This window comes from Cupriavidus sp. SW-Y-13, assembly GCF_009793345.1.
In the GTDB taxonomy this organism is placed as follows: domain Bacteria; phylum Pseudomonadota; class Gammaproteobacteria; order Burkholderiales; family Burkholderiaceae; genus Cupriavidus.
Map to the genome: position 1 here is coordinate 651,022 of NZ_WHLX01000002.1, position 18,426 is coordinate 669,447.

The following is an 18,426-nucleotide window of genomic DNA, read 5'->3' on the forward strand; positions in this document are numbered from 1 at the left end:
CTTCGTAGACTTCGTGCAATTAACCGCCAGCGAAGGACCTAAACAATCCGGAGAGAGGGCCTGCCTTTCGGCAAGTCCCTCTCTCCGGATTCATGGTCTCCAACGAGCAGGGGTCGCTGTGGCGCTAACGGCCCAGGGGCAGGGCAGATCTGGTAGTGAGATTGCCAACGAAATCGACGACATGCCCGAGCACAGCATCGTCGGCCAGGATGCGACGATGGCCCAGCCCTTCGGTTGTCAGGAGTCGGGCGCCCGGCCAAGCGCCGGCAATGGCTGCGCCATCCTGCCAACGCACGGTTTTGTCATGGCGGTCGTGAATGACAAGGGCGGGAGGCACCGGCCGCGCGCGTCCGATATCTGGCACATTGAACGTCGACCAACTCGTGCCGAGCCATTGTTCGCTGTTTCGCTGCATCCGCGCCAGAACCCTGGGCGCAATGCCGAGCTGCCAGGCCAACGCCGAGCAGGCATCGTGCATGTCGGCAGGCGAGCCGATCATGACCACGCCACGGGCTGGAAGACCTTCGCGGATTGCCTGCGCTGCGGCGGCACCGCCCAGCGAATGCGCAATGACCGCGTGCACCGGTCCAACATGCCACGCGACCGCCAACAGCGAGCGCGTCATTTCAAGTATCGAGGTTTGCCGCTGGCCACGGGCGCCTGCGTCCGACGCGCCATGTGATAACGCATCGAAAGCCACGACACGCATGCCCGCCGACAGCAGCTTTCCAACCATGGCGTGCCACTGTCCCGCATTGCCGCCCCATCCATGGGCGAGTACCACGACCGGTCCTTTGCTTCCCCAGCGATATACCCGCACGCGGCGGCTGCCGCCTTGCCCCGTTACAAGTGCCCACTCTGTGCGTGCAGCATCGAGCAATCGCAAACCTTCCGCCGGGATGCGTTCGCGTGGAGGCGAAAACCACAGTCTCTCGAGCGCGCGCGACGTGGCGTCGGGAAAAAACAGGCTGCCGGTCTGCCAGCGCAGGCGGTGCCACGCCAACAACCCGGACGTCAAGGTGTTGGTGAGTCGATGACGGAGGCGAAACGGTACCTGCCCGGGTTCGGATGCAGGGTCGACGGATGCAGATGACAACACTTGCGGCACGGTGAGCACCTCCAACAGCTTCTTTGTGATGGCTGACGAGAATATGACTGCAGCCGGTCCGACTTTTTTCGCGTAAGGGAACGACCAGTCGTGCTATTTTTTGGGCAAGAAAAACCGGCAAGAATGCCGTTGGATACACTGCGCGAATGCCCTCGCTGCAGCGTTGTCAATCCCGTTAGCCGGTTTCCTGTAGTACTACTCTGCGCGGGCCGGCGACCCAGGGCAATTCTCACGGACGTCATTGACGAGCCGCCCAAAGGCCTTTCGCGCCATCCCTGCCGCATCGCCCCGGCCCATCAGCCTGAGCGATGACTGGAACGACATCCCGATGCCAGCCATCTCGAATGCGAACTGGCGCGGATCCGTATCCTGGCGCAGATCCCCTTCATCGACTGCATCCAGAACCACCCGTACGATGGTGCTGTGCCAATCCTTGAATGCCTGTACAACGTTGTCCCGTATGACGCCGGGACGATCCCGGTATTCCTGGGACAACGCCATGAACACGCATCCGCCTTCGATCACCGTGCCGGACAACCAGGCCATGTAGCCGTCGAACAACTTCTCCAGCCGGCCGGTGCCGCGAGGCTCGCGCATGGCTGGCTGAATGACGATTTCCGAGAAGCGTTCCATGGCTCTGACCAGAACGGCTTCCTGCAACGCTTCCTTGGATCTGAAGTGCGCGTAAAGCCCGCTCTTCGACATGTTGGTGTCGGCAGCAAGTGTTGCGAGCGACAACTGCTCGAAGCCGACCTTTGTGGCCGACTGCAGTGCCTGCTCGATGATTGCGCTCCGCGTCAGTTGTCCTTTTTGCATGCGCTGGAGAATAGCACGACCGGTCGGTTTGTCAACTTGCCTTGTGCCACACATGGACGATACTGATGTGACGTCAACGCAAAGCGGGCGCTTCCGTTATGTGAAGGCGGAGGAGGATGGTGTGCTTTGTCAGCCGTACGGATGAGAGTCCGAATGGCCAGATCAAGCCATCATTAAAAAACTGTAAAAGTGTTCCACAACAGACCTTACGGAACGCTTAACGTGCTCTATACTCGAATGCACGTCCGCGCACTTTTTTTTCACTGGTGACTGGAGACCGACATGAACAGTACAGCCGTGCCAAGAGGCGCTAGCGAACCGTTCCGGCAACTGCGTGCGTTGCGTCGAGCCCGCAAGCTCAAGCAGGAGGACGTCGCCCGTAAGGCCGGGATTTCCCGGGAGGCCTATCTCAGGGCCGAATCGGGCCAAGCCGATCCGCGCATGTCCACCTTTCTGGCGGCATGCGAGGCGTTGGGCCTTGAAGTCGTACTTGCGCCGCAACACCTGGCTGCAGACGTCAACGCATTCATAGCCAGCCGCAATGGTGGTGTCACAACCGCCTCAATGGCGGGACAACCCGCTGCAGCGCAGGCCCCGTCGGCGCCCGCGCCGTCGCAGGGTGGTTTTGGAACCGGCTCGGCGCCGGGCGAGGGCCACAAGCCCGTTTGACCGAAACAGTGCGCTGAACGACGAGGGCGGGCGAGTCATCGCTCGCCCTCGGCGGATATATGCTTCGCCGCCAGCCCCTGCTGGCGCATATTGCGTGGCCGTGCGCCGCGCATCTCGTTTTCCTGATTCATTCTTGGCCGCCCGTCCTCGTCTTCGCGCGGCGCTCCTGTCGTTCACATTTCCCCGTTTGTTTCGTTGCCGTCGCCTGTCAGCTGGCGATGCCTGCGTGCGTCTATTGTGTTGGTGTCAGTTGTGTTTGACTTTGCGCAGGCGCGTGATTACGATTCGGTAAATTGATTTAACAATACGTAATTTTCTCGGCGACGCTTGAGTTTGATGGCGAGGTGAGAAGGAGACTTCATGACACAAGCACAACTTCATCCGGCTGAAGGCATCGGGCAGCAGGCAGCGGCGTATATGTCCGGGTTCGCCAACGAATTTGCTACCGAGGCGCTGCCTGGCGCGCTGCCTGTTGGCCGCAACTCGCCGCAACGCGTGGCATATGGTCTCTATGCCGAACAGATTTCAGGTACCGCCTTTACCGCGCCGCGCGCGCACAACCGTCGTTCGTGGCTGTACCGCATTCGCCCGGCGGCCATGCACAAGCCGTTTGTCGAGATGGCGCAAGGCCGCTGGCTAAGCCGCTTCGACGAGGTGCCGGCGTCACCGAACCAGATGCGGTGGAGTCCGCCGGCGATGCCGTCTGCCCCAACGGATTTCGTGGACGGCATCGTCACGATGGCAGGCAATGGCGGACCCGAGGCGCAAACGGGGTGTGGCATCCATCTCTATATGGCGAACCGGTCGATGCAGGACCGCTTCTTCTATAACGCCGATGGCGAGATGCTGATCGTGCCGCAGCAAGGCCGCTTGCAGGTGGACACAGAGATGGGACGCCTGACCGTGGAGCCGCAGGAAATCGTGGTGATTCCACGCGGTGTGAGATTCAGCGTGGCGCTGCCCGATGGCGAGGCGCGCGGCTACATCTGCGAAAACTACGGGGCGTTGTTCCGGCTGCCGGATCTTGGCGTCATCGGCTCCAACGGTCTGGCGAATCCGCGTGACTTCCTCACACCGGTTGCCCACTACGAAGACCGCGAAGGCAAGTTCGAACTGGTGGCGCGCTTCCAGGGCAATCTTTGGCGCGCCGAGATCGATCATTCGCCGCTTGATGTCGTGGCATGGCATGGCAACTACGCGCCTTATAAATACGACCTGCGCTATTTCAATACGATCGGATCCATCAGTCATGACCATCCGGATCCGTCCATCTTCCTGGTGCTGCAGTCGCCGTCGGACACACCGGGTGTCGATACGGTCGACTTCGTGATCTTCGGGCCGCGCTGGCTGGCTGCGGAAAACACGTTCCGTCCGCCCTGGTTCCATCGCAATATCGCCAGCGAATTCATGGGTCTGATCACGGGCGTGTACGACGCCAAGGCCGATGGATTTGCACCGGGTGGTGCCAGCCTGCACAACTGCATGAGCGGGCATGGTCCCGATGCCGAGACCTTCGAGCGGGCCAGTGTCTCGGACACCAGTGCGCCGCACCACATCACGGACACGATGGCGTTCATGTTCGAAACCCCAGGCGTTATCCGTCCCACTCGCTATGCGGCGGAGTCGGCCATGCTGCAACACAACTACTACACGTGCTGGCAGGGCCTGAAGAAGCATTTCAACCCTGACGTCCGCTGAAACTCGGAGTATTTCGATATGACCGCCCCCATGACCAGCTGGGTCGAATCGGCCAACGATGGCCAGACCCATTTCCCGCTGCAGAACCTGCCGTACGGCATTTTTTCCAAAGTTGGCGAGACACCGCGCGTAGGCGTGGCGATTGGCGACCAGGTGCTTGACCTCGCTGCACTGGACGATGCCGGACTGCTGCCCGCCGCGGCGCGCGGCACGTTTGCGGCGCCGACGCTGAACCGCTTCATCGCCCTTGGCAAGCCGGTGTGGAGCGAGACGCGTGCGCGGCTGGCCGCGCTGCTGTCAGTAGCGGGTGACCAGAGCCTCCGGGGCAATGCGGCACTGTGTGGCAAGGCGCTGGTGCCGATGTCTGCAGTGACCCTGCACCTGCCCGTCGAGATTCCGGGCTATACCGATTTCTACTCGTCTCGTGAGCACGCGACCAATGTCGGCCGCATGTTCCGCGATCCCGAGAATGCGCTGCTGCCCAATTGGCTGGAGATTCCGATTGGTTACAACGGTCGTGCCAGTTCGGTCGTGGTCAGCGGCACCGCGCTGCGTCGGCCGAATGGCCAGATCAAGCTGCCAGATCAGCCGCGCCCGATTTTTACGGCGTGTCGCAAGCTGGACTATGAACTGGAGATGGGCTTCATCGTTGGAAAACCGTCGACCCTTGGAGACCCGGTGAGTACCGAGGCCGCGCCTGCGCATATGTTCGGCATGGTGATTCTCAACGACTGGAGTGCGCGCGATATCCAGCAATGGGAATATGTGCCGCTTGGGCCGTTCAACAGCAAGGGCTTTGGCACGTCGATCTCGCCGTGGGTCGTCACGATGGATGCGCTCGAACCGTTCCGTCGCGACAATCCGGCCCAGTCTCCCGAGCCGCTGCCGTATCTGCGGCAGCAGGCGAGGAACGCCTACGACATCGCGCTTGAAGTGGCGCTGCAACCCGAGGGCGGCGATGCCACCACGGTATGTCGTACCAACTTCAAGGCGATGTACTGGACGATGGCGCAGCAACTGGCTCACCATACCGTATCCGGCTGCAATGTACGCGTCGGGGACCTGATGGGCTCGGGCACCATAAGCGGTACCACGGCCGATTCGTGCGGCAGCCTGCTGGAAACCACGCGCAACGGCAACGAACCCGTGGAACTGGCTGGCGGGGTCCGGCGCGGTTTCCTGGAGGACGGCGATACCGTGGTCATGACAGGCTGGTGCCAGGGCGACGGTTACCGCGTGGGATTCGGAGAAGTGATGGGGAAGATCCTGCCGGCGCATGCATAATTTGACCGACTGAATTCTCGGACTACACGGTCGCGGGGCGGGGCAACCAAGAGGTTGCGCCCGCCCCGTTACATTTGGGCAGGATCGTTACGGTTACGCCACAGCTTTCGTGGCAGTTAGAGACTACGCTTGGAAAATAATACGGAACTATCCCCGGGTCTTGCGGGTGCCGGCACTTCGCGTGCGTCAACAGGCACTCCGTGTGCGGCGTGCCTGTGGCGGGTTCCGGGTCTACTACTCACCCGACGCGCACGGCATGACATTGGAATTTGGAGTTCGCGCATGGGCGGCAACTGCGCCGGCATTGCATACGCCTGACGCCTGGCAGGCATGGTGCCGGTCGCCATGGCTACCAGACGGCACGGGCTTGCCCGCACTCTCCTCCATGGCGCCGATGTTGCGCCGACGTGTCAATGCGATCGGCAAGGCTGCATTACTTCCGGTCTATGACGTAGCCGGCACCCCGGTGCCCGCGTCCGAAGGCGGCTCCCGCCTTCCACAGATTCCTTCCGTTTTTGCCTCGCGCCATGGCGATAGCGAGCGCGCGTTCGAGATGTTGAGCGAACTGGCCGCAAACGCGCCAATTTCGCCGACGGCCTTCGGGCTGTCCGTGCACAACGCAATTGGCGCCCTGTTCTCGATCGATCGTGGCGAGACCTCGGTCCAGCAGGCCGTTGCTGCGGGGTGCGACACCGTCGAGGCGGCCGTCGTCGAAGCGGCTGCACTCTTGGCCGATGGCGCCGACGAGGTGCTGCTGGTCTGCTATGACGCGCCGTTGCCTGCCGCTTATTCCGAGTTCGCGGATGAACCGGGCTGCCTCTTCGGTTGGGCGTGGCGAATGGGCCGTCCACGTGCCGGAGACCCTGCCATGAGGCTGGAAATTGTGGCGCAGCGCGGGACGAGGGAAGCGGAGGATACGGACACTGCGCATCCTGTGTTGCCGCACGGCCTGGACGTATTGCGCTTCTTCCTGGCCGGCGAACCAGAACTGATGCACCGTGGCGAGCGCGCGATCTGGAGGTGGCAACGCCATGGTTGAACGCCTGGACCGCATGTGGCGCGTTTGCGCCACGGGCTTCTGCTTCTCGAGCTTCGGCATGGGCGGCCTGATGCTGCGGGTGTTCGTATTTCCGGTCTTGTCGTTGCTGCCATGGTCCGATGCCAGTCGTCAACGTGCATGCCGGCAGGTGATCCACCATGCGTTCCGGCTGTTTGTCTGGCTGATGCACACCGTGGGCGTGATCCGCTGCGATGTGCTCCACGGCGAGCGGTTGCGCCGCAATGGGCTGCTGGTCGTGGCCAACCACCCGTCACTGATCGACGTGGTGTTCCTGATGTCGCTGATCCCTCGTCCTGACTGCGTGGTCAAGTCCGCGCTGGTGCGCAATCCGTTCACGCGCGGGCCGGTACTGGCGACGGGCTGGGTCCGTAACGACGTCGGGGCAGCGATGGTGGATGACTGCATCGCATCGCTGCGCTCGGGCAACAACCTCATCATCTTTCCGGAAGGCACGCGCACGCGCCCCGATGGTCCGCTGACCTTGCGGCGTGGCGCCGCCAACGTGGCGGTGCGTGGTGGATTCGCGCTGACCCCGGTGGTGATCCGTTGCCAGCCGCCTACGCTGACCAAGGGCGAGAAGTGGTACCACGTGCCAGTGCACCGGCCACACTTTGTTATCGAGGTGCATCCCGATGTGCCGGTGTCGGACTGGGTGCCGCCGGGCATTGACGACAGTCTGGCCGTGCGCCGGCTCACGCAATCGCTATCCGAATTTTTCTCCAGGGAGATCCGCCGTGACGGCGCTTGAAACAGAAATCAAAGAACTGATCATCTCATCGCTGTCCCTTGAGGACGTGAGCGCAGATGACATCGACCCGGCTGCACCGCTGTTCGTCGAGGGTCTTGGCCTCGACTCGATCGACGCGCTGGAGCTTGGCCTCGCGCTGCAGAAACGCTTTGGCATCACGATGAACGGCAGCAAGGAAGAGGTCCGCGCGCGTTTTGCCAGCGTCTCGGCACTTGCCGCCTTCGTGGCCGAGCAGCGCGGGCAGGCGCCTGCCTGACGTACCGCCACCGATCTTTCCGCCCAGCTACGGAGTCCGACATGACCCATGACCAAATCTTCGCGCGCGTGGCCGCGGTCCTCGAGGAGAGCTTCGAGATCGACCCGGCGTGCATTACGCCCGAGGCGCGCCTGTACGACGATCTGGATATCGACAGCATCGATGCAGTGGACTTGCTGGTCAAGCTCAAGCCATTGTTGAGCAAGCCGCTCAAGCCCGAGCATTTCAAGTCCGTGCGCACGGTGCAGGACGTTGTGCTGGCGCTGTCGCAACTGATCGACACGCCGGCTACCGCGTGACCCCGGCATGCTCTGGCGCAAGTGGGGATTCGGGCTGCTCACGCTGTCCTATCCGCCAGTGATCTACCTCGGTCTGCAGCATTTTTCGCCGCGGGTGATGGCGCTGGCGCTGTTGGCGCTGGCATTGTTGCGCGCCGGCACGAGCCGTCAAGCCGGCTGGCGCGTCGTGGCACTACTGGCGGCCGGGCTCGCCATGGTGGTCATGGCGTCGGATCATGCGTTGCCGCTGAAGCTATACCCGGTAGTCGTCAATGTGGCGATGCTGTGCGTGTTCGGCTGGACGCTGTGGCATCCGCCCACGCTTGTCGAGCGTCTGGCTCGTATGCGGGAACCGGACCTGCCGCCGAGAGGGGTGGCCTACACACGCCGCGTCACCCAGGTGTGGTGTGTGTTCTTTGCGTGCAACGGCACGATGGCGGCAATCACGGCGTTTGCGGCCAGCGACCGCGTCTGGGCGCTCTATAACGGCGCCATCGCCTACGGGTTGATCGGCGCGATGTTTGCCGGTGAGTGGCTCGTCCGCCAACGGGTGATGGCTAGGGGCGCGGAGAATCGTCATGGTTGAGCGGCATCCGGTGTGGACCGGGTTGGGGGGCGTCATGGCGGCGCTGGCCGCGGCCGATGGCGCGCATCCCGTGGCGTGTGACGGGGCGCGCACCGTGGATACCGTGCAGTTCCTGGCGCGCGCCGCGGCATGGCGGCGCATGCTGGCTCTCGCGCCGGGGCGGCGCTGGGCGATCCATCTCGACGACACCGCCGAGTTTGCCGCTGCACTCTTCGGCGCCTGGCATGCGGGCAAGCACGTGGTGCTGCCCGGAGATACCCGCCCCGAAACACTGGTGGCATTGCGTGCGCAGAGCGATGGCTGGGCCGGCAACCTGCCGGGTGGAGCGTTGCCCGACCCGGCACAGGTCACGGATACCGGGGGCGACTGGCCGAATCTGGCGACGCAGGACACCGGGATCACGCTGTTTACGTCCGGCTCGACCGGCGCGCCAGAGGCGATCGACAAGCGCCTGGGCCAACTCGATGCCGAAGTCCACGCGCTGCAGCAGGCATTCCGCCACACCTGCTCCGACACCACGCGTGTACTTTGCACGGTTTCGCATCAGCATATCTATGGACTGCTGTTTACGGTGCTCTGGCCGATGGCGGCCGGGCGGCCGATGCCGCTCTCGCGACTCGCTTTCCACGAGGAATTGGTGGCTGCCTGCCAGAGCGGTGGCACACCGGCCGTGCTCGTCAGTAGTCCTGCATTCCTGAAGCGGCTGCCCGATGCATTGGACTGGCCGGTAATACGCCATGTCGTACGCGCCGTCTTTTCGTCTGGCGGCCCATTGCCCCCCGAGGCGGCGGCCGCCACGCTGCGCCTGATGGGCCAGTCTCCGATCGAGGTGTTCGGCAGTTCGGAAACCGGCGGCGTCGCCTGGCGCCAGCGCCCGGTAGAAGGCGATCGCTGGACCGCGCTGCCGGGCGTGGCATGGCGGCTCCAGGACGGCTTTCTGTCCGTGCGGTCGCCCCATCTGGCTGACGACAACTGGTATGTCTGCACGGACCGGGCGTTGCCTGCCGGCGACGACAGCTTCGTGCTGGCGGGACGGGCCGACCGCATTGTGAAGATCGAGGAAAAACGGATCTCGCTCACGCAGATCGAGCAGTGTCTGATGGCATCGCCATGGGTGCGAGAGGCGCGTGTGGTAACGATGGAACTGGATGTCGGCGTGCGTGTGGCCGCCGCCGTAGTGCTCTCGGACGATGGGCAGGCGCAGCTGGATGCGTACGGACGAAGCGTCCTGGGCAGTGCGCTACGCCGGCATCTGGCCGACGCTATCGATCCCGTGGCGTTGCCACGTCGTTGGGGATTTCTGGGGGCGCTGCCGTGCAATGCGCAGGGCAAGACGACCGAAGTGATGCTGCGCGAGGTGTTTCGCCGCACAATGCCCGACGTGCGCTGGCTGGCGCATGACGCGGTGTCCGCCATGGCCGAGCTGCACGTGACCGAGGACCTTGCCGTGTTCGACGGTCATTTCCCCAGCGCGCCCGTGGTGCCAGGCGTGGCCCAGGTGGACTGGGTCATGGCACTTGCCCCTCAGAAGCTACCGGTCCCGCCGCGCCAGCACTTCGCGGGAATGGATATTCTCAAGTTCCATGCCGTGATTCGTCCGAACACCCGCGTGCGGGTGGAACTGATCTGGCACGCCGATCTCCATGCGCTGGGTTTCCGCCTGAGCTCCGATGCGGGGCACCACGCCAGCGGCAAGATCGTCTTTCATCGCGGGGCGCCATGAGTTCGACAGGCGCATGGGTCCGTCCGGCGTTTCACCCGGTGGTGCTCGTCCCCGTCTTCGATCACGAAGGGGCGATTGGCGCCATGGTGGACGCTATTCTTCAGCACCCGACACCGTGTCTGCTCGTGGACGACGGCAGTGGTCCGGCGTGCGAGCAGGTGCTTCGCGAGCTCGCCGCTGCTCACCCGGGCCGCGTGCGCCTTGTGCGCCTGCCGCAGAACCAGGGCAAGGGTGCCGCACTCATGGCGGGCTTCCGGGCTGCCGCAGAGTTGGGCTACACACATGCGCTACAGATCGACGCCGACGGCCAGCATGATGCCGCCTGCATCCCGCAGTTTCTGGCGCTGGCCGAGGCGGCTCCGGAAGCCTTGATCTGCGGTCATCCCGTCTATGACGAATCCGTGCCGAAGCACAGGTTGTACGGGCGTTATCTGACCCATGTCTCGGTGTGGATCAATACGCTCTCCTTCGAGATTCGGGATTCGATGTGCGGGATGCGGGTCTATCCGCTGCCTGCCGTGACGCGTCTGATGCGGGAAGTGAATCTGGGCCACCGCATGGAGTTCGATACCGAGGTGGCTGTGCACCTGGTGTGGCGCGGCGTGCGGGTTGTCAATGTCCCGACGCGCGTCACGTATCCGGCCGATGGCGTATCGCACTTCGATCTGTTGCATGACAACGTACGCATCGCGCGCATGCACGCACGGCTGTTCGTCGGCATGTTGCTGCGGATGCCGCGCCTGCTGTGGCGCAAGGTGGTGACGTGAATCCGGCCGATACTGGCCCTGGCGCCGCATCCGGTGCGGCCCGTTCGCGCCACTGGAGCACGATTGGCGAAGTCACGTGTGCCTGGGGTGTCTGGTTCCTGTATTTTCTCCATCGGATCTTCGGTCGGACCCTTTTCCGAATCGTGATCTATCCGGTGGTGACGTACTTCTGGCTGACCCGCCCGCTGGCCCGCCGATCCTCGATGGCGTTCCTGACCCGGGTCGAGCAGACCGCCGGCACGTTTGGCGGCAGGCCGACCTGTCGGCATTCGCTGCGGCACCTGTTCTGCTTTGGCGACACGTTGCTGGACAAGCTGCTGGCCATTGGCGGCCGGTATCGCTTCGACAATGTCCGCTACGAAGGTGTCGAGGTGCTGCGCGAACAGATCGCACGGGGGCAGGGTGGCGTCATCATGACCGCACATCTGGGCTGCCTGGAGCTATGCCGCGCGGTGGCCAACCGGCGCGACGGCATGCGGCTGACGGTACTCGTTCACACCCAGCACGCGGAACAGTTCAATCAGATCCTGTCGCGCCTGGATCCGGAGTCGGGTGTACAGCTCTACCAGATCGTCGATATCTCGCCTGCCACGGCGCTGGAACTATCGGCCAGGGTGCAGGCCGGCGAATTCGTGGCGATTGCGGGAGACCGCGCACCCGCCCACGGCGGCCGGGCCGTGCGGGTGCCGTTCATGGGGGCGCCAGCGCGGTTCCCGATAGGCCCTTACGTACTGGCATCGCTGATGCGCTGTCCGTTGTATGCACTGGGCTGCATCCGGCAGCGCGACGGGTATCTGCTGCGCTTCACCGAACTTGCACGCGAGGTCAAGCTGCGCCGCCCGCGTAGAGAAGAGGCGTTGGTCGAATTGGCCACGGCCTATGCCGCGTGGCTGCAGGCCATCGTCCTGGAGTCGCCGTACGACTGGTTCAATTTCTACGATTTCTGGGCGGACGATCCCGTAACCGCCGGTCGCCAGGTGGCGGCGGCTTCTTGAGACAGGCAGGCCCAATTTCCCATGCCCAAAGCGCTCCATCACGCCATCACGCTGACGCCGTCATTCCATGACCTCGATCCCATGGACGTGGTCTGGCACGGCAACTACCTGCGCTACTTTGAAGTGGCGCGCTGCGCGTTGCTGCAGACCTTCGACTACGACTATCCGCAGATGCGGGAGTCGGGCTACGCGTGGCCCGTGGTTGACCTGCGCGTCAAGTACGTTCGCCCGCTGGTCTACGGGCAGGTCGTCGAAGTCCATGCATCGATTGTCGAGTGGGAGAACCGGCTCAAGATCGACTACGAGATCCGCGACGTAGCGTCGGGGCAGCGCGTGACCAAGGGGTATTCGATTCAGGTGGCTGTCGACATGAAGACGCAGGAAATGCTCTATGTGAGCCCGCCGGTGTTGCTGGAAAAACTTGGAGTGGAGCCATGAAGCGCCGCCACTTCGTTTGCTGCCTTGCGCTCGGCGCGGCGTTATGTGTGGGTGTTCCCGCCCAGGCCGAAAACCTGCTCGGCGGCGTGGCCGCGCGACTGGCCGATGCGCCAGTGATTCGTGGCCAGTTCGAGCAGACTCGCAAGCTGGCCGGTTTCGGCAACCCGCTGGTGTCGCGCGGCGATTTCGTCCTGGCACGCGGACGAGGCGTGATATGGGCCACGCGCGAGCCGATTGCATCGAGCCTGCTGGTCACGCCCGAGCGGCTGGTGATGCGTGGCGCCGATGGCAAGGTGCAGCAGCAGATGCAATCCGATACCCAGCCCGCGATGCGCGTCGTGGGCGAATCCATGATCGCGATGCTGCGTGGCGACCTGCGCAGCCTGCAGGCGCGCTTCGATGTGACGGGCAAGCTGGTCGGCAAGGCCGGCTGGGCGTTGACGCTGACGCCGACCGATGCCGGCATGCGCCGGGTTTTTGTCCGTATCGAACTGACGGGTGACAAGTTCGTGCGCAATGTCCGGCTGGAGGAGGCGGGGGGCGACAGCACCGTGGTTCGGATGATCGACACTGCGGCGGCCACCGCACTCACGCCCGCCGAGGAGCAGCGTTTTGAGTGACGCGGCCGGCGTGGCGATGCGTGGCGGACTGACGCGGCTGGAGCGCTGGCTGGCCATCGGCTGGCTGCTGCTTGTGCTGGCGCTGATCGCGCATCAGTTGCAGTTCTGGCGTGCATCGCGGCTCGATACCGATGTCATGGCGCTGCTGCCGACGAGCGAACGCACAGCCACGGCGGATCGTGTGCTGCGCCGGCTGGCGGATGGCGTGGCACAGGAGGTGGTGGTGCTGGTCGGTAGTCCGGACTGGACACGTACACGCGCCGCCGCCGAGCGTTTCAGCGCGGTCACGGCGAAGCAGGCGGCGCTGCTCAAACCGGTGGACAAGATAGCCGCCTTCGATTTCGACGCCGCGCTGGCGTTCTACCGGCCGTGGCGCGACCACCTGCTGACCGATGCGCAGCGCACGCAGTTGCGTGATGCCAATGTGGATGCGCTGGCGCAGCAGGCGCTGACCAGGCTATATCAGTTTTCCACTGGCCCTCGCCTGACGGACTGGGCCGCCGACCCGCTCGGACTCTGGCAGGACTGGTGGCTATCGCGCGCGGCGATCACGCGGGTGCATGAACGCGATGGCCTGGCCGCATTGTCGGGTGACGGCAAGGAGTGGGCGTTGCTGTCGTATCGCATCACCCGGCCGGCCTTCGCGGTCGATGGCAATACTGACTATGGCGACCTCCTGCACACGGCAGAGGTTGCGGCGCGGCACGGCGACGAAGGGGTGCGCGTGATCGCCGCCGGTATTCCGCTCCATGCGGAAGCCGCCGCCGCACAGGCCAACTGGGAAATGAACGTGATCGGCGGAGGATCGCTGGCCGCCGTGTTGTTGCTGGTGTGGCTCGCGTTCCGCTCACTGCGGCCCATTGTGCTGGTGGGTCTGTCACTGCTGATCGGCACGGCGGCTGCAATTTCGGCCACGGCGGTCGTGTTCGATCGCGTGCATCTGGTGACGCTCGTGTTCGGCGCAAGCCTGGTCGGTGTGGCCGAGGATTTCGGCATTCACTATTTTGTGACGCGGCAGTCGATGCCGCGCGCGACGCCGTCGGCGGTGATGCGATTCCTGCTGCCCGGTCTGGCACTGGCCTTGCTGACGAGCGTGGTGGCCTATCTGGCGCTCGGCGTGGCGCCATTCCCCGGGTTGCGGCAGATGGCACTGTTCTCCGCGGTGGGTCTGGTCTGCGCATTCCTGACTGTGGCGTTGTGGTTCCCATTGCTGGATCGCGGCACGCTGCGCCAGACCCGGCTGTCTGCGTGGCTGGCCGGCAGTCTGGCCCGCTGGCCACGCGTGCGCAACGATCGCCGTACATGGATGGCGCTCGCCATACTGGCCCTGTTCATCGTGCCGGGCGTTTGGCAGGTGCAAGTCGTCGACGATCTGCGGCAACTGCAAAGCTCGCCGCCCGCGCTGGTGGAAGCGCAGCGCACGACAGGGCGGTTGCTGGGAACGCCGAGTCCCGCGCAATTCGTGCTGGTACGTGGCGCCACGCCTGACGAAGTGCTGGCTCGCGAAGAAGCGGTCAAGGCAAAGCTGGCCGGAGCGATTGGCCGGGGCGAGCTGGCCGGCCTCCTGTCGGTATCCGATTGGGTGCCGTCCGCCGCGCGGCAGCGTGCCGATGCGGCGCTGGCGGACCGGCAGGAACTTGCGGTGCGCCAAAGCGTGGCGAAGACGCTCGGCGGCACCATTGCCGCACCGCCCGTCAGGCGCGGCGATGCCGTGCTGACGCTTCAGGCATGGCTGGCGAATCCGGTGTCCGATACGCTGCGCCACCTCTGGCTCGGCCGGGAAGGCGAGGGCTACGCAAGCGTGATGCTGCTGCGTGGACTCGACAATCCGGCAGCGATGCCGGCCATTGCGCGTTCGGTAAGTGAAGTGCAAGGGGCCGAATGGGTAGATCGCGTGGCGGATCTGTCCGGCCTGCTGCATCACTATCGCGTGCTGATGAGCTGGCTATTGCTGGCCGGCGCAGCGGGCGTGGCGTTGCTGCTGGCGTGGCGCTATGGCCGGAGCGGCTGGCGTGCGCTGGCTCCCACGCTGCTGGCTGCGGCAATCAGCGTGGCTGTGCTTGGATGGCTGGACGTGCCACTGCAATTGTTCTCCGTGCTCGCGCTGGCGTTGCTGCTGGGCGTAGGCGTCGACTATGGCATTTTCCTGCTTGAACATCCCGGCGATGGCGTGTCGTGGACCGCCATCGTCCTCGGCGCGGCCAGTACGCTGCTTGCCTTCGGGCTGCTGGCATTGTCCTCGACGCCGGCACTGCATGCCTTCGGCATGACCATGCTCTCCGGCGTGGGTGCCGTATGGTTCCTGTCGCCATGGTTCAGGCCGGCGGCCGGACCATCCCATGACAACGTTGAACAGGGTAGATCCACATGAAGAAGGAACAGGTCGAGGTGCTGATCGTCGGTGCCGGTCCTGCGGGATCGGTGGCGGCGGGGTTGCTGCGCCGTCGCGGCATCCGCGTGCTGGTGATCGAAAAGGAGCAGTTTCCGCGCTTCTCCATCGGTGAGAGCCTGCTGCCGCAGAGCATGGCGTACATCGAGGAGGCCGGCATGTTGCAGGCCGTGGTCGAGGCAGGATTCCAGTACAAGAACGGTGCGGCGTTTTCTCGTGCGGGGCGCCATACGGCCTTTGATTTCCGCGAGAAGTTCTCGCCGGGCTGGGGCACTACGTACCAGGTGCAGCGCGCAGACTTCGACAACGTGCTGATCCACGAAGCCGTGAAGCAGGGCGCCGAGGTTCGCTTCCGCCACGTAGTGGAAGCCGTGGACGTGAGCGGTGCGCAGCCGCTGGTGACAGTGCGCGATCCGGACGGCCAGGCATACGTGGTGGAACCGCGCTTCCTGCTCGACGCGTCCGGCTTTGGCCGCATCCTCCCGCGCCTGCTGCAACTGGAATCGCCTTCGAATTTCCCGGTGCGTGCCGCCATCTTCACGCATGTGGAAGACCGCATTCCCGTGGGGGCCTTCGATCGCAACAAGATCCTGATCAGCGTGCATCCTGCGCACACCGACGTGTGGTACTGGACCATTCCGTTCTCGAACGGCCGCTGCTCGCAAGGCGTGGTGGCGGAGAAATCGTTCCTCGACCGCTATCCGGGCGACGAGATGGCCAAGCTCAGGACGGTAGTGTTCGAGGAGCCCGGGCTAGCCAGATTGCTGGGCGATGCCGGATGGGACACATCCGCGCGGCAGATCGTTGGCTACTCGGCCAATGTCAGTTCGCTGTGGGGCAAAGGCTATGCGCTGCTCGGCAACGCAGGCGAATTCCTCGATCCCGTGTTCTCGTCGGGCGTGACCATCGCCTTCAAGTCGGCCAGCCTTGCGGCCGGGTGCGTGGCCCGGCAACTGGCGGGCGAACCGGTGGATTGGGATACGGACTTTGCGAAGCCGCTCAAGGCAGGCGTGGACTGCTTCCGTACCTACGTGGAGGGGTGGTACGACGGCAGCTTCCAGAAGGTGATTTTCCATGCCGAGGGTGAGCCGGAAATCCGCAAGATGATCTCGTCGATCCTTGCGGGTTATGCATGGGATCGCGGGAATCCCTTCGTGGCGGAATCGAAGCGCCGTCTCAACGTGCTGGAGCAGCTTTGCTCGGCGTGAGTCCTGCCGCTCGATGGCTGGCGGGCGCGGCGTTGGCAGCGATGCTGGCGCTGGGCGGCTGCGCGCCGTTTGCGTCGCATGGTCCGGACGCGCCGTCGGGTACGCGGGCTGGCGAGGTGCCAATGCTGCGCCTGCCACCGGCATCGCTCGGGCGGACGCTGCAACTGCAGCAGCAGATCACGGTGCAATACCCGTCGCCGCAGGGCGAACAGACCCGCGACTTGCTGGCCCTGCTGGAGGCCGACGCCGCACACACAAGGCTGGCCGCCGTGGCGGGTGGGCAGGTGCTGGCGCGGCTGGATTGGGATGGCCGCGACCTGCGCGTGACGCGCGCACCGTGGGCCCCCCCGGAACTGCTGCCCGAGCGTATCCTCAATGATCTGCAGTTGTCGTTATGGCCCGTTGCCGCGATCCAGGCGGCACTGCCGGCCGGTTGGCGCATGGAGGCGTCTGCTGGCCTGCGCCAGCTACGTGCCGGCGACGAAGTCGTGGCGGAGATTCGCTATCCCGACGCGCGGACCACGCTATTCGCGCAACACCGCGATGGCTACCGCCTGACGATACGGACGCTGCAGGAGCAAGGGGGAGCGCGATGACGATCTACCTGAACGCGATGAACGTGATCTGCGCGCTCGGCAGTGGCAACGATGCCGTGCGCACCGCCTTGTGGCGCACCGATGGCCCCAGCGGCGGCGAAACCACCGATCGGTACACGCCCGGCACCCCGTTGCATCTGGGCACGGTGCGGGAAGTGGTCACGGCAGCGGACCTGCCCGCAGATGTGGCGCCAGCCCGGCGCAGCCGCAACAACGCGCTGTTGCACCATACGTTGGCTGCAATTCGTCCAGCGGTGGAAGCAGCCATCGCGCGCGTGGGCCCCACGCGGGTGGCCATCGTCCTTGGCACCAGCACGTCGGGCATCGGCGATGGCGAGGTGGCGGTGCGCGAGCGCCAACGCACCGGCCAGTGGCCGAAGGCGTTCCATTACGGCCAGCAGGAACTAGGGTCGCCCGCCCAGTATCTGGCGCTGGCGCTGGGCGTGGCGGGGCCCGCCTATACGATTTCCACGGCGTGTTCGTCCAGTGCCAAGGCGCTTGGCGCGGCTGGCCGGCTTCTGGAACAGGGTATGGCCGATGTGGTCATCGCGGGCGGCGTGGACACGCTCTGCGCGTTTACAATCGCCGGCTTCCGCTCGCTGGAATCGGTCAGCGCCGCGCGCTGCAATCCGATGTCAGCGCATCGCAACGGCATCAATCTGGGCGAAGGTGCGGCGCTGTTCCTGATGTCCCGCGAGGCTGGCCCGGTGCGTCTGGCCGGTTGGGGCGAGACATCCGACGCACATCATATGTCGGCGCCGGACCCGAAGGGCATCGGCGCGCGCACGGCCATGGCGCAGGCGCTGGATCGCGCCGGCCTGCAAGCCGCCGATATCGACTACCTGAATTTGCATGGTACGGCTACCGAGCAGAACGACGCCATGGAGTCTCGCGCGGTCATGGACTTGCTCGGGCCGGACGTGCCTGTGAGTTCGACCAAACCACAGACCGGGCACGCGCTGGGCGCGGCGGGCGCCGTGGAGGCTGCGCTGATGGTCCTGACGTTGACCGGCAACCCTCGGGGCCGTCTGCCGGCGCACTGGTGGGACGGCGCACCGGACGCGGCGCTGCCGGCGCTCCACGTGGTGGGTGCGGACGAGTCGCTGGGGCGGCCGGTGCGCCATGTGATGAGCAATTCGTTTGCATTCGGCGGCAGCAACTGCGTGCTGGTACTGGGCGAGGGGTAA

19 protein-coding genes are annotated in these 18,426 nt (G+C 64.6%); 17 read left to right on the forward strand and 2 right to left on the reverse strand.

The window, feature by feature from the left end:
• Positions 1-124 precede the first annotated feature (124 nt).
• On the reverse strand, positions 125-1,126 hold the full coding sequence (locus GA566_RS18705) for an alpha/beta fold hydrolase (protein ID WP_370459363.1): 1,002 nt from the start codon (positions 1,124-1,126) through the stop codon (positions 125-127).
• Positions 1,127-1,303: 177 nt separating this feature from the next.
• Positions 1,304-1,924, reverse strand: a complete 621-nt coding sequence (locus tag GA566_RS18710) for a TetR/AcrR family transcriptional regulator (RefSeq protein ID WP_137923427.1) — start codon at positions 1,922-1,924, stop codon at positions 1,304-1,306.
• 282 nt (positions 1,925-2,206) lie between these two features.
• Here GA566_RS18710 and GA566_RS18715 point away from each other — a divergent pair, with 282 nt between their 5' ends.
• From GA566_RS18715 to GA566_RS18795, 17 genes are all read left to right on the forward strand, one after another.
• Positions 2,207-2,593: a helix-turn-helix domain-containing protein gene (locus GA566_RS18715; RefSeq protein ID WP_137923426.1), complete on the forward strand. Its 387-nt coding sequence runs from the start codon at positions 2,207-2,209 to the stop codon at positions 2,591-2,593.
• A 360-nt stretch (positions 2,594-2,953) separates the two neighbouring features.
• A complete protein-coding gene (gene hmgA / locus GA566_RS18720) occupies positions 2,954-4,291 on the forward strand; it encodes a homogentisate 1,2-dioxygenase (protein WP_160473650.1) in 1,338 nt (445 codons plus the stop codon).
• Between the two features lie 18 nt (positions 4,292-4,309).
• Positions 4,310-5,575: a fumarylacetoacetase gene (gene fahA, locus GA566_RS18725; RefSeq protein ID WP_160473651.1), complete on the forward strand. Its 1,266-nt coding sequence runs from the start codon at positions 4,310-4,312 to the stop codon at positions 5,573-5,575.
• A gap of 256 nt (positions 5,576-5,831) precedes the next feature.
• Positions 5,832-6,614, forward strand: a complete 783-nt coding sequence (locus GA566_RS18730; RefSeq protein WP_160473652.1) for a beta-ketoacyl synthase chain length factor — start codon at positions 5,832-5,834, stop codon at positions 6,612-6,614.
• Positions 6,607-7,383 carry a 1-acyl-sn-glycerol-3-phosphate acyltransferase gene (locus GA566_RS18735; protein WP_160473653.1) on the forward strand — a complete coding sequence of 259 codons (777 nt, stop codon included), beginning with the start codon at positions 6,607-6,609 and terminating at the stop codon, positions 7,381-7,383. The genes GA566_RS18730 and GA566_RS18735 overlap by 8 nt, the downstream gene beginning before the upstream one ends.
• The gene (locus GA566_RS33275) at positions 7,370-7,639 is read left to right on the forward strand and encodes a phosphopantetheine-binding protein (RefSeq protein ID WP_137923421.1); all 270 of its coding nucleotides are present in this window, start codon (positions 7,370-7,372) and stop codon (positions 7,637-7,639) included. The genes GA566_RS18735 and GA566_RS33275 overlap by 14 nt, the downstream gene beginning before the upstream one ends.
• Positions 7,640-7,680: 41 nt before the next feature.
• On the forward strand, positions 7,681-7,938 hold the full coding sequence (locus GA566_RS18745) for an acyl carrier protein (RefSeq protein ID WP_137923420.1): 258 nt from the start codon (positions 7,681-7,683) through the stop codon (positions 7,936-7,938).
• A gap of 7 nt (positions 7,939-7,945) precedes the next feature.
• Positions 7,946-8,503 carry a hypothetical protein gene (locus GA566_RS18750; protein WP_137923419.1) on the forward strand — a complete coding sequence of 186 codons (558 nt, stop codon included), beginning with the start codon at positions 7,946-7,948 and terminating at the stop codon, positions 8,501-8,503.
• On the forward strand, positions 8,496-10,226 hold the full coding sequence (locus GA566_RS18755; protein ID WP_237380473.1) for an AMP-binding protein: 1,731 nt from the start codon (positions 8,496-8,498) through the stop codon (positions 10,224-10,226). Before GA566_RS18750 ends, GA566_RS18755 begins: the two co-directional genes overlap by 8 nt.
• Positions 10,223-10,993, forward strand: a complete 771-nt coding sequence (locus GA566_RS18760) for a glycosyltransferase family 2 protein (protein WP_137923418.1) — start codon at positions 10,223-10,225, stop codon at positions 10,991-10,993. The genes GA566_RS18755 and GA566_RS18760 overlap by 4 nt, the downstream gene beginning before the upstream one ends.
• Positions 10,990-11,988, forward strand: coding sequence for an acyltransferase (locus GA566_RS18765; RefSeq protein WP_160473654.1), 999 nt, complete (start codon positions 10,990-10,992; stop codon positions 11,986-11,988). Before GA566_RS18760 ends, GA566_RS18765 begins: the two co-directional genes overlap by 4 nt.
• A 21-nt stretch (positions 11,989-12,009) precedes the next feature.
• Positions 12,010-12,426 carry a thioesterase family protein gene (locus GA566_RS18770; protein WP_137923416.1) on the forward strand — a complete coding sequence of 139 codons (417 nt, stop codon included), beginning with the start codon at positions 12,010-12,012 and terminating at the stop codon, positions 12,424-12,426.
• On the forward strand, positions 12,423-13,046 hold the full coding sequence (locus GA566_RS18775; RefSeq protein ID WP_160473655.1) for an outer membrane lipoprotein carrier protein LolA: 624 nt from the start codon (positions 12,423-12,425) through the stop codon (positions 13,044-13,046). Before GA566_RS18770 ends, GA566_RS18775 begins: the two co-directional genes overlap by 4 nt.
• Positions 13,039-15,417, forward strand: coding sequence for an MMPL family transporter (locus GA566_RS18780; protein WP_237380475.1), 2,379 nt, complete (start codon positions 13,039-13,041; stop codon positions 15,415-15,417). Before GA566_RS18775 ends, GA566_RS18780 begins: the two co-directional genes overlap by 8 nt.
• Positions 15,414-16,643, forward strand: coding sequence for an NAD(P)/FAD-dependent oxidoreductase (locus GA566_RS18785; RefSeq protein ID WP_160473656.1), 1,230 nt, complete (start codon positions 15,414-15,416; stop codon positions 16,641-16,643). The genes GA566_RS18780 and GA566_RS18785 overlap by 4 nt, the downstream gene beginning before the upstream one ends.
• Positions 16,640-17,239, forward strand: coding sequence for a DUF3261 domain-containing protein (locus GA566_RS18790; RefSeq protein ID WP_370459325.1), 600 nt, complete (start codon positions 16,640-16,642; stop codon positions 17,237-17,239). Before GA566_RS18785 ends, GA566_RS18790 begins: the two co-directional genes overlap by 4 nt.
• Positions 17,236-18,426 (forward strand): beta-ketoacyl-ACP synthase, encoded by a 1,191-nt coding sequence (locus GA566_RS18795; protein WP_160473657.1) that lies wholly within the window; start codon positions 17,236-17,238, stop codon positions 18,424-18,426. Before GA566_RS18790 ends, GA566_RS18795 begins: the two co-directional genes overlap by 4 nt.

Coding starts and splice junctions, on each gene's coding strand:
- GA566_RS18710 (WP_137923427.1), bottom strand. CDS start 1,924: ATGCAAAAAGGACAACTGACGCGGAGCGCAATCATCGAGCAGGCACTG.
- hmgA (WP_160473650.1), top strand. CDS start 2,954: ATGACACAAGCACAACTTCATCCGGCTGAAGGCATCGGGCAGCAGGCA.
- GA566_RS18795 (WP_160473657.1), top strand. CDS start 17,236: ATGACGATCTACCTGAACGCGATGAACGTGATCTGCGCGCTCGGCAGT.
- GA566_RS18745 (WP_137923420.1), top strand. CDS start 7,681: ATGACCCATGACCAAATCTTCGCGCGCGTGGCCGCGGTCCTCGAGGAG.
- GA566_RS18775 (WP_160473655.1), top strand. CDS start 12,423: ATGAAGCGCCGCCACTTCGTTTGCTGCCTTGCGCTCGGCGCGGCGTTA.
- GA566_RS18785 (WP_160473656.1), top strand. CDS start 15,414: ATGAAGAAGGAACAGGTCGAGGTGCTGATCGTCGGTGCCGGTCCTGCG.
- GA566_RS18750 (WP_137923419.1), top strand. CDS start 7,946: ATGCTCTGGCGCAAGTGGGGATTCGGGCTGCTCACGCTGTCCTATCCG.
- fahA (WP_160473651.1), top strand. CDS start 4,310: ATGACCGCCCCCATGACCAGCTGGGTCGAATCGGCCAACGATGGCCAG.
- GA566_RS18730 (WP_160473652.1), top strand. CDS start 5,832: ATGACATTGGAATTTGGAGTTCGCGCATGGGCGGCAACTGCGCCGGCA.
- GA566_RS18755 (WP_237380473.1), top strand. CDS start 8,496: ATGGTTGAGCGGCATCCGGTGTGGACCGGGTTGGGGGGCGTCATGGCG.
- GA566_RS18760 (WP_137923418.1), top strand. CDS start 10,223: ATGAGTTCGACAGGCGCATGGGTCCGTCCGGCGTTTCACCCGGTGGTG.
- GA566_RS18715 (WP_137923426.1), top strand. CDS start 2,207: ATGAACAGTACAGCCGTGCCAAGAGGCGCTAGCGAACCGTTCCGGCAA.
- GA566_RS18735 (WP_160473653.1), top strand. CDS start 6,607: ATGGTTGAACGCCTGGACCGCATGTGGCGCGTTTGCGCCACGGGCTTC.
- GA566_RS18770 (WP_137923416.1), top strand. CDS start 12,010: ATGCCCAAAGCGCTCCATCACGCCATCACGCTGACGCCGTCATTCCAT.